The organism is Pedobacter sp. WC2423 (assembly GCF_040822065.1).
In the GTDB taxonomy this organism is placed as follows: domain Bacteria; phylum Bacteroidota; class Bacteroidia; order Sphingobacteriales; family Sphingobacteriaceae; genus Pedobacter.
Genome location: NZ_CP162005.1, coordinates 268,264 through 282,121 on the forward strand (window position 1 = coordinate 268,264; position 13,858 = coordinate 282,121).

General features: G+C 38.5%; 9 protein-coding genes. 1 reads left to right on the forward strand and 8 read right to left on the reverse strand.

Annotation, left to right across the window (positions count from 1 at the left end; translation table 11 throughout):
- Positions 1 to 53: 53 nt before the first annotated feature.
- Positions 54 to 1,817: an ABC transporter ATP-binding protein gene (locus AB3G38_RS00890; RefSeq protein WP_367866610.1), complete on the forward strand. Its 1,764-nt coding sequence runs from the start codon at positions 54 to 56 to the stop codon at positions 1,815 to 1,817.
- A gap of 4 nt (positions 1,818 to 1,821) precedes the next feature.
- Here the strand turns inward: AB3G38_RS00890 and AB3G38_RS00895 are convergent, their stop codons facing one another.
- The 8 genes from AB3G38_RS00895 to AB3G38_RS00930 form a co-directional block, all read right to left on the reverse strand.
- Positions 1,822 to 3,771: a tetratricopeptide repeat protein gene (locus AB3G38_RS00895; RefSeq protein ID WP_367866611.1), complete on the reverse strand. Its 1,950-nt coding sequence runs from the start codon at positions 3,769 to 3,771 to the stop codon at positions 1,822 to 1,824.
- Positions 3,772 to 3,941: 170 nt separating this feature from the next.
- Positions 3,942 to 4,763 (reverse strand): alpha/beta fold hydrolase, encoded by an 822-nt coding sequence (locus tag AB3G38_RS00900; RefSeq protein WP_367866612.1) that lies wholly within the window; start codon positions 4,761 to 4,763, stop codon positions 3,942 to 3,944.
- 155 nt (positions 4,764 to 4,918) lie between these two features.
- Positions 4,919 to 7,462, reverse strand: coding sequence for a histidine kinase dimerization/phosphoacceptor domain -containing protein (locus AB3G38_RS00905; RefSeq protein ID WP_367866613.1), 2,544 nt, complete (start codon positions 7,460 to 7,462; stop codon positions 4,919 to 4,921).
- Positions 7,455 to 8,342 (reverse strand): sensor histidine kinase, encoded by an 888-nt coding sequence (locus AB3G38_RS00910; RefSeq protein ID WP_367866614.1) that lies wholly within the window; start codon positions 8,340 to 8,342, stop codon positions 7,455 to 7,457. The genes AB3G38_RS00905 and AB3G38_RS00910 overlap by 8 nt, the downstream gene beginning before the upstream one ends.
- A complete protein-coding gene (locus tag AB3G38_RS00915) occupies positions 8,326 to 10,269 on the reverse strand; it encodes a sigma 54-interacting transcriptional regulator (protein WP_367866615.1) in 1,944 nt (647 codons plus the stop codon). Before AB3G38_RS00915 ends, AB3G38_RS00910 begins: the two co-directional genes overlap by 17 nt.
- A gap of 19 nt (positions 10,270 to 10,288) precedes the next feature.
- A complete protein-coding gene (locus AB3G38_RS00920) occupies positions 10,289 to 10,594 on the reverse strand; it encodes a helix-turn-helix domain-containing protein (protein WP_367866616.1) in 306 nt (101 codons plus the stop codon).
- Complete coding sequence (locus AB3G38_RS00925; protein ID WP_367866617.1) at positions 10,595 to 12,082, reverse strand: sigma 54-interacting transcriptional regulator; 1,488 nt, start codon at positions 12,080 to 12,082, stop codon at positions 10,595 to 10,597.
- Between the two features lie 34 nt (positions 12,083 to 12,116).
- Positions 12,117 to 13,763: a sigma 54-interacting transcriptional regulator gene (locus tag AB3G38_RS00930; protein WP_367866618.1), complete on the reverse strand. Its 1,647-nt coding sequence runs from the start codon at positions 13,761 to 13,763 to the stop codon at positions 12,117 to 12,119.
- Positions 13,764 to 13,858 lie beyond the last annotated feature (95 nt).

Below are 13,858 nucleotides of genomic sequence, written 5' to 3' on the forward strand. Positions count from 1 at the left end.
CTATAGCCCGCCGTAAGGCGGGCTATATACTAACAATTTATAAAACAATTTAAATGCAGAATTCTAAATCCGTTAAAGATATTAAGGGTAGTTCTCTTAAATCCTTATTTCGTTTATTCTATTATGTAAAACCATACTGGCTGGAATTCAGCATAGGGCTATTCCTGCTGATGATCGCGAGTGTTTCCGGGCTTGCACTGCCTAAGTTGCTCGGACAATTAATTGATGGTGGCAAACAAGGAATAGATTCAGGAGCGACGACCTATATTGGGTGGCTATTATTCGGCATTCTGATTATCCAGGCTATATTCTCTTTTTTCAGAGTGGTACTGTTTGTAAATGTTACCGAAAAAACATTGGCTGCACTACGTCAAACTGTGTATAGCCATCTCATTAAAATGCCAATGCGTGTTTTTCTTCACAAACGTGTGGGGGAACTGAGCAGCAGGATTTCGGCAGATATTACGCTATTGCAGGAAATTTTTAACAGTACGCTGGCAGAAATGGTCAGACAGCTGGTTATTATCGTTGGTGGTTTGATCTTACTGATGATTACTTCGTTTCAACTGACAGTTTTCATGGTGCTGTTATTACCTGTTATGGTAGTGCTGGCTGAATTATTTGGCCAGTTCATCAATAAATACGCGATGGACGTGCAGGACAAAGTTGCGGCTTCTAATACCATTGTAGAAGAAACATTACAGGGTATTTTTAGTGTAAAAGCCTTTGTAAGTGAGTTTTTTGAGATCAGCCGTTATCGCGGGCAAACCAATGAAATGGCCAGACTGGGGATGAAAGGAGGGAAGTACAGAGGTCTGTTTGACTCTTTTGTTATCGTCGGTATCTTTGGTACGCTGGTCGCTGTGATCTGGCGGGGTGTAACTACAGGGGTGGCTTCAGGAGAACTTATTTCCTTTTTACTTTACTCTGTATATATTGCCAGCTCAATTACTGGCTTAGCAGAAGTTTATACGGCTTTACAGAAAAGTATTGGGGCTACTACCCATCTTTTTGATTTGCTGGAAGAACCCGTAGAATCACTTACAGACTTTAAAACCATAGCGCCTGAAAATCAATTGCATGGACAGATTAATTTCAGCAATATTCATTTTCATTACCCTGCAAGGGAAGATATAAATGTATTACAGGGCGTGTCTTTCGAAGCCTCTTCCAATCAGAAAGTGGCTATTGTAGGTTCAAGCGGTGCAGGTAAAAGTACAATAGTATCTTTATTGCTGAGATTGTATGATCCGGTAAAAGGAGGGGTGTTTTTTGATGGCAGAGATAGTGCGGATATTCCTTTATCAGAACTCAGGGCACAGATCGCTGTAGTGCCGCAAGATGTTTTTCTTTTTGGTGGTACGATTGCAGAAAATATCGGCTATGGTAGAAAAGGGGCTTCTAAAGATGAAATTATTGCAGCAGCAGAAATGGCCAATGCCTGGGAATTTATTCAGCGTTTCCCTCTTGGACTGGAAACCATAGTAGGAGAACGTGGGATACAGCTTTCTGGTGGGCAGCGTCAGCGGATTGCTATTGCACGTGCAGTATTGAAGGCTCCGCGCATTTTGATATTGGATGAAGCGACGTCTGCACTGGATTCAGAATCAGAGCGATTGGTACAGGATGCTTTAGATAAGCTGATGGAAGGACGTACTTCTATCGTTATTGCGCATCGGCTGGCTACTGTAAGACAAGCTGATAAAATTATTGTGCTTCACCAAGGGCAGATTGTGGAGGAGGGAACTCACCTTGAATTGCTTGGTGTTAGCGGAGGATTATATAAAAACCTTAGTGAAATGCAGTTTACAAACTAAGAGTCTATTTCCTCTTTAAAGTGAAAAAGAATGCAGAGCCTTCACCAATTACACTTTCTACCCAGATATTTCCTTCATTTGCATTAATAAACTCTTTACAGATAACCAAACCAAGACTAGTTCCTTTTTCATTATTCGTGCCCATTGTACTTACATTATTTACGCTGAATATGGATTCTAAACGTGAAGGAGCTATTCCGATTCCGCTATCCCTGAATTGACAAATTACCTGATTATCCTGGTAAGCCCTTACTGACATATGGATAGTCCCTCCAACAGGAGTGAATTTTATGGCATTGGACAAAATGTTGCGAACCAGAAAATCAAGATGATCTGCGTCACAAAAAACGAGCAGACCCGGTTCAATATGCTGTTCAATAGATATTGATTTCTGAGCAGCCATTTCCTTCAGCAGCAAAACATTGCGTTTAATTTTCTTTTCAGGACTGACATCGCTCTGATTGATCATGACGCCTTTTAATTGCATTTGTCCCCAGTGCAAAATAAGATTCAGTGTTTCCAGTGTAGCATTACACTGTAACTCCAGTTTACCGAGCATAAGTGACTTTTCCTCGTCAGTTAACCAGCCTCTGTTTATTAATACAAGAAGATTCAGAATTGAAGCCAGCGGTGCTTTCAGATCGTGCCCAAGAATAGAAAATAGCTTGTCTTTTACGTTATTCGACTCTATAAGATCTGCATTAGCCTTATTCATCAACCGGTTCAAGTTCCTGATCTTAAAAAAATAAGCCCCCAGGATCAGCATGAAAGCTGTACCACCTGACATGATCCCGAACATAATTTTTTGTTCAAGCAATTGCTGATTATTCACAAATTTTAGCTGTGTAACTTTAGCCTGAGATTTGGTGAGTTCATATTGTGCTTGCAGATTAGATATTTTGTGGGTTATATCCTTGAAGTAAAAACTATCAGCGATGCTATATTGCCTGGTTTTAGCTTGATAGGCGGCTTTATAATCTCCTGATTTTTCATAAAGTGCAGCAATATGCGATAGTGCTTCAACAATCTGCTTATTTGCTTTTTTAGTTTGTCCCAAAGCCAGTGCTTGTTGAAGGTAATTCAGCGCTATTGCCCGGTTGGAAGTTTCATAGCTCTCTGCCAATGCGATCAGGCTTTGGAATTCCCGGATACTATTGTTGATCTTTTTCGATTTCAGCAAAGCTCCCTTTTGAAGTTCAATGGCTTTTGCTACTGCTCCTGATTTTGCATACACCTGGGCCAGTCCAATAGTAAGGGAAATATTTAATCCCATCATTTCAGGATAATCACTTTGGCTGATACCTTTTTCAAAGTAGTAAATGGCTTTTGCCAGGTCACCGGTTTCCCTGTAGGCCGTTCCAAAGTTCAGGAAGGTATTTAACTTCAGGCTTGAAAAAGGAAGTGTAGTTCCGATCGCTTCAGCCCGCTTGTAATAAGAGATGGCAAGTTGATAGTCATGGCGGAAAGCATGTACTTCACCAAGAGTAATGTATGACTCCATAATTCCACTCTTATCTTTGTTTTGCTCACTTATTTTTAATGCCTGAAGAAAATAGGGGGTTGCTGTTGCCGAACTGCCTTTCCTGTTTTCCACAACACCCAGCCGGATATTCTCCTTAATGATTCCTTTATAATTATTCAGGCGTTTGTAGATTTCAAGTGCTTCCAGATAGTGTTGTCTTGAGGATACTGCATTCCCGGAATTATCATCAATCATGCCCATCTGGTTGAGCATTCTTGCTACACCTTCTTCGTCTTTAGTGCTTTTTGCAAGCTTCATCCCAAGATTCACAAAAAACAGTGCAGAATCGGGTCTGTTATACCGGTAATGAACAATTAACTTTTCATAGGCATTAATATCCAGCACAGGAAGGCCTGGCTTAACAGGTTTTTGAGAACCATAAAGTGCCTGAAAACAATAGGATAGAAGAAAACATGGGAGGAACGCGCGCAAAATTGACATAGAAATTACCAGGACAAAGCAGACGTCAAAGATAATATTTACGACAATAATAATACCAATTGCCTTTTGAATTATTTATCTTATCCTGGATAAGATATACAAAAGATGATGAGTCTTCTCAGACCCATCATCCTTACCTGAATCTAAATAAGCTGACCAGGTTAAGATTTAATAAATTCTAAAAGGTCTTTATTAATTGTTTCCGCTTCTGTTGTTGGCATTCCATGAGGAAAACCAGGGTAAGAGATCAATTTTCCGTTTGGCAAAAGTTTTGCCGCTTTAGGAGCTGAAATTGAATAGGGAACAATTTGATCATCCTCTCCATGCATCACCAGTACAGGGATTTCTACACTCTTCAAATCTTCAGTGAAATCAGATTCTGAAAAAGCTTTAATTCCTTCATAATGTGCCTTTACAGAACCCATCATCCCTTGTCTCCACCAATTTTGTTTATTTCCTTCAGATACTTTTGTCCCTTCACGGTTATAACCATAAAAAGCAGTAGGAAAATCATGGTAATACTGAGGTCTGTGAAAACCTGTACCTTCTCTGATTTCATCAAAAACTGACATCGGTACCCCGTCTGGATTATTTTCTCCTATAACCATAATCGGAGTTACGGCGCTAATCAGTACTGCTTTTGCAACACGGCCTTTTCCATACTTTGCAACATATCTGATTACCTCACCGCCACCAGTCGAGTGGCCAATGTGAATTGCATCTTTAAGATCCAGGGCTTTTGTGAGTTCAGCCACATCTTCTACATAAGTATCCATGTCATGACCCTGTGAAGACTGACTTGATCTTCCATGTCCGCGGCGGTCATGTGCGATCACACGGTATCCATGATTTAAGAAAAACATCATCTGTGTATCCCAATCATCACCCGATAATGGCCATCCATGATGAAAAACGATTGGTTGCCCTGTTCCCCAATCCTTGTAATAAATTTCAGTTCCGTCTTTTACTTTAATGGTACTCATAATTTTAAATTTTATAATGTGTTTAAACAATCCCAATCCAGCAATTTGTATGCCTTCTGATTAATTAGTTGTAATTCAATTTATTACATGTTTTTGTGAATTTTAAAACTATCTATATATCGTCAATTTACGTCTTTCTTTCAAAATCCACCTGCTTATGCAAGCTCTGAAATGGATTCCAGCGGCGTATATGAACTAAAAGTAACGGTTATATCAAGTCCATTTTTACTGGTAATAGAAAGATTGCCGTCCAGTTGTTTGACCAGTCCGTCAATTAAGGTCATACCAAAAGAATTGTTGGCCTCAAAATCAAAATCAGGAACTAAACCGATACCATTATCCTGTATGTTGAGGATGATTTTTTTCTCTTGTTCTTTAAGAAAGATAGAAATTAAACCTTCCTTTCCATCAGGAAATGCATATTTAATAGCATTCGTCACTACTTCATTTATAATCAATCCGACAGGGATTGCTCTGATAATATCCAGTTGAAATTCTTCTACCTGAATAATAAAAACTATTGTTTTCTCCAGATCAAAGCTGGTTTTTAAATAGGTTAGCAACTCGTGGACATAATCATACATCGATATGCTGTTCATCTGATCATCTAAATATAATTTTTCATGCACCAGAGACATAGCCTGCATTCTGCGCTGACTAGTTTTAATTGCCATTGTTGCATCTTTATTATCGATATAATAGCCTTGTGATTTTAGCAGACTTTGCATCATCTGCAAATTATTTTTTACCCTGTGGTGAATTTCTTTGACCAGCCATTCTTTTTCCTGTAATAAATTTTGCTGTTTCTTATTTAACATGTACAACGCTTCATTCTGCCTGTTGATTTTCTGTTGTTTCGACTCCAGCTGTATATAACTATTTTGTTTCAGCCTGAAACGATTATAGCCGATAGCTATAATAAGGCCAAGCATTACAATTCCTGCGAAGGCGAAATTTCTGGACTGGGAAGATTGAGAAATACGCCGCTGCTGCAACTGTGAATCCTTTTGCAAAAGTTTGATATCTTTCTCTTTTCGGGCTGTTTCGTACCTGATCTGCATATCAGCAAGTCTCCCTGTATTTGAAATGTTATACATGGAATCCTTATAAGCTGAATATTTTTGATAGTATTTTATGGCTGAAGCATAGTTTCCAGAAGCAGAATCCACTTTAAATTGTAACAATGAAATATCTTTTGAAAGCGCTAATATTTTATTATCAAGTCCATGGAATCTCTTTAAATAAGGATATGCATCTGTATAACGTTTTTGATCTACATAAAACTTTCCAATAATATAATTCGCTTCAGCACCTGCTATAGACTTACTCCAATATATCGCTCCGTTTTTTATGGATAAACTATCCAACTCCATCATGTTGAGAAAATAGCGCTCTGCTATAACAGGTTTTTTTGCAGCTGCATAACAATTGCCCTTAATTGCCATTAAAACCTGACGATCTCTCAGACTTATAGCCGGGTTTTCCTTTTCAAATCGCTGTGTGAAAACTATGGCTTCTTTAACTTTGCCCTGTAAAATAAGATTGTCAGTAATATTCTTTGCCAGATAGAAAACCAGGTAAGTCCCTGTTTCTGTAAGTTGTTCCATAGCTAGTCCGAAGTATTTCAGGCTGTTATTCTGATCACCTAAACCAGAGTAAATTTCCCCCAGACCATTATATACAATGCCTTTCATCCGGTTATCTTTGAGCTTTTCTATATTATCCAATGCAGCAAGAGAATAGGATAGGGCCTGACTAAAATTTCCTTTTTCCAGAAAGATATCTGATAAATGATAATAATATTTATACAATTTAGTGACTTTAGCTTCCTTCAGTAAACCAATAGCCATACTGGAATACAATTGTGCGCTATCCAGGTTATTTAACTGTTCCTTATAAACCTGTCCGATATCATCTGCTGTATAAGCCATGTCAGGCTTAGCATTGATCTTTTTATATAAAGCAAGTGCCTGCTTCTGATATTTTATCGAAAGTGCCAGATTTTCCTGGCCTCCTGGCATATAGCGTCCAAGCTCAGAATACCAGTGTGCCTCTTCACTGATATTACCCAACTGATGCCAATAAGTAATTACATTTTCAAATGAGGAAATACCTCGTTTGAGATCGTCAGATAAAAAATAATATTTTCCCAGTGCTATTTGTGACTCCTGTTGCCAACGGATCAATTTAAAAGTCTGGCTTAACCGGAGTGCGTTGTGCAGGAATGGGTATCCTTTCTTTATATTATTTTTCAGGCTTCCTGGCAGATTTATATAATGTTCACCAAGCACAAGATTTAGTCGTACTTGCTGTTCGGGTGAAACTGTTTTGATCAGGATCAATGCCTTGTTAATGTTTTCCTGCTCCGCAAATACCCTGCAAATAAGAAAAGTTGATTCGTTATACCCTGGTTGATAATCTAATTTATTACTGAGTTGCCTGGCTTGCAGCGCATAATTCATACAGCTATCCAGATCATTATACCGGTCTGATCTTCTCCACCAGTAAATGGCTGCAATTTTATTGAGCAGCCATACTTTTGTGGTGTCGTTTTTGAATTCGGGTAGTTTAGTCAGCAGTTCGCTAGCAGAGATCTCATTGAATTTTGGAACAGACAGTGTATTTCTTTTTGTTCCCTGACCAAATATAGGACCACAGGTAGCCAGAAGCAAAAGCAGTATCAATTGATATTTAAACATATTCTTCCCGGTTTGGCAATGGTGAGCGCGCAACTGGAAATCTCAGGCTGAAATGTACACCATTACTGGATTGAATGCTGACTATACCACCGAGTTGCTCGCCTAAACCTTTGATCAGGGTCATGCCCATTGAGGAGGTGCTGGAAAGGTCAAACCCTGACGGAAGGCCTATACCATTATCAGAAATTTTAAACTGGTAATAGCCATCTTCACAATCAGCTAAAGACAGCGTGATAATTCCTGGCGTATTATCAGGAAAAGCGTATTTTATAATATTGGTAATCGCTTCATTGATAATGAGTCCAAGTGGCATCGCCTGCGCGATGTCAAGTTTCACTTCCGGAACATTGATGTTAAACTTAATTCTTTGGTTGACATGAAAGGTTTCGCATAGAAATTTAATGAGTTCAGCCACATAATCCTGTATATTAATCATGGCTACCGTATCGGACTGAAATAATTTCTGATGAATTAAAGCTATAGACTGAATTCTGTTTTGGCTATCCCTGATGGCCATTATTGCCGATTCATCCTGAAGATAATTACGTTGTGCACTAAGCAGGCTCGTAATTACCTGTAAGTTGTTTTTTATCCTGTGATGTATTTCTTTAATCAGAAATTCCTTCTCTGAAAGTAGTTTTGTCTGCTTGTCAACCAGATTTTGGAGGGAATCGTTCTTCAGGTTAATTTCCTGTTGGTAAGCAAGCAATAACTGGCTGGCCTTTCTTCTGTTTCTGAAGTTATAATAGCATAACCCAATTATAAATGAAACCGCAATGAGGCCACCAATCTTATAGTTATCAATAGCTGAAATATAATCTGTCTGTGCAAAGAGCTGTCCGGGGATTTTTAGCATCGAACGTTTACTTGAAAAACTCATATTTTATCCCCAGTTTTTTTATTTTGGAATTTAATGTAGTGGAAGGGATGTTTAATACTTCTGCCGCGCCACCTGGCCCGAATACCTTTCCATTGCACATTTCCAGGATACTCAGAATGTGATCTCTTTCCATCTCATGCATAGTCTTTATGCTGAAAATGTCATCTGACTGAACAGTGGCCTGCTTCTGATTTGCCGGCAGATCTATTTCAGTAATTTCTGTCCCTTTGGAAAGTAGCATGCTTCTCTCTACCAGATGTTCAAGTTCCCTGATATTTCCAGGCCAGTCATATTGCTGCAAAGTGTACAGCGCTTTACTGGAAATTCCTTTAATAGATCTTGAAGTTCCTTTGTTATATTTATTCAGAAAATGATGGACAAGGGCAGGGATGTCTTCTTTTCTTTTGCGTAATGGAGGTAATTCGATTGGAAATACGTTAAGCCTGTAATAGAGGTCTAATCTGAAACGACCTTCTGCCACTTCTTTTTCCAGGTTTTTATTGGTAGCCGTGATCACCCTGACATTTATTTTCCTGGTATGAACACCACCCAGTCTTTCAATCTCTCTTTCCTGTAAAACCCTTAATAACTTAACTTGTGCCTCCAGCGGTAGTTCGCCAATTTCATCCAGAAAAATAGAACCTCCATCGGCCTGTTCGAATTTGCCGATTCTTTTGTCATAAGCACCAGTAAAAGCACCTTTCTCATGGCCAAAAAGTTCTGATTCGATCAAGGTTAATGGAAGAGCTGCGCAGTTTACAGTAATCATTGGTTTGGCTTTTCTTGAAGAAAGCTTATGCAGCGTCTGAGCAATCTTTTCCTTTCCTGTGCCACTTTCTCCAAGAATCAGAACTGAAGTATCATCTGGCGCAACCATTTCTATTTTCTCAAAAACGGAACGCAGCAAAGGGCTGTTTCCAATAATGCCGTTGAAATGGGGTAAGAAAGATTCTTCAGTTGAAGGTATATGCTTAGGTTTTTGTATTAAGGGTGTAAGAACAACCGGATTTTTCCCATATATAATATCTTCAATAATCAGAACCAGGCTTTCATGAAATTGGTTCAGGAGTATAGTGTCTTTCTCTCTATATTTTTTTGCAGCAGTACTAAAGAAAACAAACTGGAAACGCTCTTCTCCATATGGGATTTCCATTAAAAGCGCAGATTCTAATTTAAAATGGTCTGAAAGAGTTCTGATCCAGTTATTTTCCATTTTTAATTTTCTAAACTCATAGTCATTCCAGACAGAATTTTTACAGGAAACCATATGAATGGTACCCCACGATTTAAACGTCCGCTGTGAAACCGACATTTCAGCTAATAACTCTTCCTGGCAAAAGGTTCGGAAAATGTGTGTACTTTCCTGTTGTAAATTCAAATCCCTCACACTTGTTCCAGGTTGAATCCTTGCAATCCACAAAAAATTAAAAGGAACAATGGAATTAAGTGGCTTTCCCAATTGTTTCAGTCTTTCAGACAGCGATTCTTGTTTATTGATTATATTTTTAATTTGCTCCTGAATAGTCTGCTCTTCGTTTTTACTATATTTTAAGTTGTTTGTATGCCTGTACTGTGCAATGTCAAGCATCACCATCAGATCCTTTTCTCTGAATGGTTTGACTAAAAACCCATAAGGTAAAGTTGCTTTTGCGGCTTCCAGTATGTCCTGACTCGTATTTGCCGAAATATATATAAAAGGGATTCCAATTATTGTCAATTGTTCAGCCAGATCAATCCCTGACAGGTTACCTTTGAGTTGAATATCCAGTAATACCCAATCTGGTTGTTTTAACGTTATTAATTCCAGAGCCCTGGCTACTGAAGGAGCAATTCCACACACTCTATAACCAGCTCTTTCCAACATCATCTGCAGGTCATTAGCTACAATAAATTCATCCTCAACAATTAAAATCTTTTCTTTGCTCATCTTATTTTCAATATCTTACTTAGACTTCTCTGTTTATACCTAATTTTTTTATTTTCGAATTAAGGGTGGTCGCTGGTATTCCCAGCAGATCCGCTGCCCCACCGGTGCCTGATATTTTTCCTTTGCACATATCCAGGACGTCAATAATATGATCCCGTTCATTCTCCGAAATTGTTTTTATACCCGTTTGATCAGGTATTTCTTCGTTTTTTATTTCCAATTCCAGGAGGTCTTCCTGAAGAACACCATTTTTTGATAAAAGAATAGCTCTTAAAACAACATGTTCTAGTTCTCTGATGTTGCCAGGCCAGTTATAATGGATCATTTACTCCATGAACCTGCTTGAAATTCCGGATATTTCCCTGTCGAGCAATTTTGCATGTTTTTCAATGAAATAGGCTACGAGGATTGGAATATCCTCTTTTCTGGCGCGCAGGGATGGAACGTGAAGAGGAAAAACATTGAGTCTGAAAAATAAATCTAATCTGAATTTCCCCTTTGATATCTCTTTCTCCAGCTGAAGATTGGTTGCTGCAATTATCCTCAGGTCAACTGGAACAGGATTTTTGCCGCCTACACGTTCAATCTCTTTCTGCTGAAGCACCCTTAATAATTTAGCCTGGAGATCAAATGGCATTTCCCCGATCTCATCAAGGAAAATTGTTCCGCCACTGGCTTCTTCGAATTTTCCCATGCTCTGGCTGGTTGCTCCTGCAAAGGCATCTTTTTCATGCCCGAAAAGTATAGACTCCATAAGATCGTTAGGTAAGGCAGCACAATTTACTGCAACAAGTGGTTTGTTTTTTCGCGTAGACAGCCTGTGCAGGTTTTGTACGATCAGTTCTTTCCCGGTGCCACTTTCTCCTGTAATTAATACGGAAGTATCAGTAGGAGCAACAATCATCAGTTGGTCCAGCAGGTTGAGCAGGGCAGGGCTCTGGCCAATAATATCCTTGAATTTATCTTCCTCAACAGGAAATGGTATTTTGTTTTTCTCTGGTACATTGGTATTCTTTTTGAATGGACTGACCTTCTCAAATTCAATGATATGCAGGAGGTTTTTGGCCAGTGTGCTTTCCAGAAGATTCAGTAGCTCTGAATGTTCACGTTTGAAAATATTGTCAAGCTTGCTGTAAAAAGAAAGCGTAATACAATCTCCATTACTGAGGATAATAGATTTAACCAGGTTGGATTTTAGGTTACCGGCAAGCTCATCTGCTGATACCATATCATATTCATTAAACTGTTTACGCGCTATTCCGATTTTGGAAAGCATGGTGCTGTCATTCGTTGTTGCTGTAAGCGTCAGAAAATCAAAAGGCAGATAGGCTTGAAATGCGCCAGTAATCAATAAAAGTTTTTTCTTCCAGTTTAACGGCTTCATGGAAACATCGGCAATGAAATCTTCCATAAACAATTTGCTGCTGATTTTAAGATTTTGAACATGCTCCATGCGGTAACGTGCAATGTCAATACTGAGTAATACATCTTTATCCCGATAAGGTTTAACTATAAATCCATAGGGCATTGTAGATTTGGCGGCCTCCATTACTTTTTCATTGGAATTGGCAGAAATATAGATAAATGCAATCTGTTTATCCATCAGGATATTTGCCAGGTCAATTCCTGTCTGCTTTCCTTTCAGAAATATATCAAGCAGAACCAGACCGACTTCCTGTTGCCCTAATATAATCAGCGCAGTTTTCACCGAATCTGCAATTCCTGCGATCTCGTATCCTGCACGGGTAAGAATCATTTTCAGATCATGGGCAACAATAAATTCGTCTTCGACAATTAGAATTCGGTCTGTCATATTTAGATTGTATTCAGCAGATTTTAAATATTACTTAGCTAATAGTATGCTTTCTTTTGATTTTAAACTTCTTTATTTTGGAATTCAGTGTGGTTGCAGGAACACCTAATAATTCTGCTGCACCTCCTTTCCCTGATATTTTTCCTTTACATAACTGGAGTATATGAAAAATATGATCCCGTTCATTATCAAAAATAGTCTTGATGGTTGTTCCGGGCTTGGCGTTTTCAATTGATAGATTCTCTATTTTAGGGAGATGTATTTCTTTAATCATATTGCCTTTAGACAATAACACACTGCGTTCCATTAAATGTTCCAGTTCGCGTACATTACCAGGCCAGGGGTAGGTTATCAGGGAATTGAAAACACTTCTGGATAGTGTTTTTATTTCTTTACCCGTTTTCTTAGCGAATTTGTTCATAAAATATATGGACATTTCAACTATATCTTCTTTTCGTTCTCTCAAAGGAGGAATAGTGATTGGGAATACATTCAAACGGTAAAAAAGATCACTCCGGAATTTACCATTTTCTACTTCTTTTGCAAGGTTTCTATTGGTTGCAGCTATGATTCTTACATTTGTTTTGATGACACTCTTACCGCCAACACGCTCAATTTCTTTTTCCTGAATTGCGCGGAGTAGCTTTACCTGAATATCCAGCGGAAGTTCTCCAATTTCATCCAGGAAAAGCGTGCTGTTATGAGCGAGTTCAAATTTTCCAGCCCTTCGGTCTGTCGCCCCGGTAAAACTGCCTTTTTCGTGTCCGAATAGTTCACTTTCTACCAGGTTTGCTGGCAAGGCAGCACAGTTTACCTTAATCATTAATTTATCTTTTCTTGGAGAGTTTACATGTATAGCTCTGGCGATCAGTTCTTTGCCTGTTCCAGTTTCCCCCTGAAGAAGAACAGTACTATCTGAGTCAGCAACCTGTTCAATTAAATGAAATACATTTTTAATTCCAGGCCCCTGTCCAATAATTTCAGTATGGCTGTAGTTCTTTTCTACCTCTTCCTGCAGGTATGATTTTTCTTCTTCCAGCAGTTGTTTATAATGTTTTATTTCCTGAAGTTGCGCTTCGATTTTTTCATTCGCTTTAATATTTGAAACCGCAACAGAAATCTGGAGTGAAATGCTATGCAGCAGATTATAGTACGCATTGGAAACGGCATTGATCTCCTTAGTATACAGATAGAAAAAACCAACACATTCAGCTCTGTCCCAAATAGGCAGACCAATCATTTCCCTGATTCCAAGATGAAACCAAAACTCGAGCCATATCGGGGGAGAAGGCCATTTTAATACCTCTTCAACATTAAATACAACCGGTATATCGGTTGACATCATGATATGACATAAACCATCATCAAGCCCATATTTTTTTGTGGAGGCAGGTGCAATGCCCCGGTTTTTGATAAAACTCTCTGTCTGGTTATACAAAAACGGACTATGTGTTTTTTTATCCTCATTAATCAGGCAAATCACAAAATGCTCGAAACAGAAGAGTTTTTTTAATTTTTCTTCAATTACATGAAACAGATCGGTTTTATTCCTGATGGTAGCTATGGCATTACTTAAAGAAAGAAGTACCGCAATCTCTTGAAGGGAAAAAATACTTTCTGATTCATTCTTCAGCCGGTTTGATTGCGTATGCGGTTTTTCTAAATTCTGCACATTTTCCATAGCATTAAATGTAAGGCTATTATTATAAACCTGACGAAATTAAAAAATGTGAATTGACGATATTTCGTGAATGTGCGTTTTTAAGGTTTGTTTTT

Bases quoted from the DNA above. Each gene is read 5' to 3' on its own strand.
- AB3G38_RS00890 (WP_367866610.1), top strand. From the start codon at position 54: ATGCAGAATTCTAAATCCGTTAAAGATATTAAGGGTAGTTCTCTTAAA.
- AB3G38_RS00900 (WP_367866612.1), bottom strand. From the start codon at position 4,763: ATGAGTACCATTAAAGTAAAAGACGGAACTGAAATTTATTACAAGGAT.
- AB3G38_RS00905 (WP_367866613.1), bottom strand. From the start codon at position 7,462: ATGTTTAAATATCAATTGATACTGCTTTTGCTTCTGGCTACCTGTGGT.
- AB3G38_RS00910 (WP_367866614.1), bottom strand. From the start codon at position 8,342: ATGAGTTTTTCAAGTAAACGTTCGATGCTAAAAATCCCCGGACAGCTC.
- AB3G38_RS00915 (WP_367866615.1), bottom strand. From the start codon at position 10,269: ATGAGCAAAGAAAAGATTTTAATTGTTGAGGATGAATTTATTGTAGCT.
- AB3G38_RS00920 (WP_367866616.1), bottom strand. From the start codon at position 10,594: ATGATCCATTATAACTGGCCTGGCAACATCAGAGAACTAGAACATGTT.
- AB3G38_RS00925 (WP_367866617.1), bottom strand. From the start codon at position 12,082: ATGACAGACCGAATTCTAATTGTCGAAGACGAATTTATTGTTGCCCAT.
- AB3G38_RS00930 (WP_367866618.1), bottom strand. From the start codon at position 13,763: ATGGAAAATGTGCAGAATTTAGAAAAACCGCATACGCAATCAAACCGG.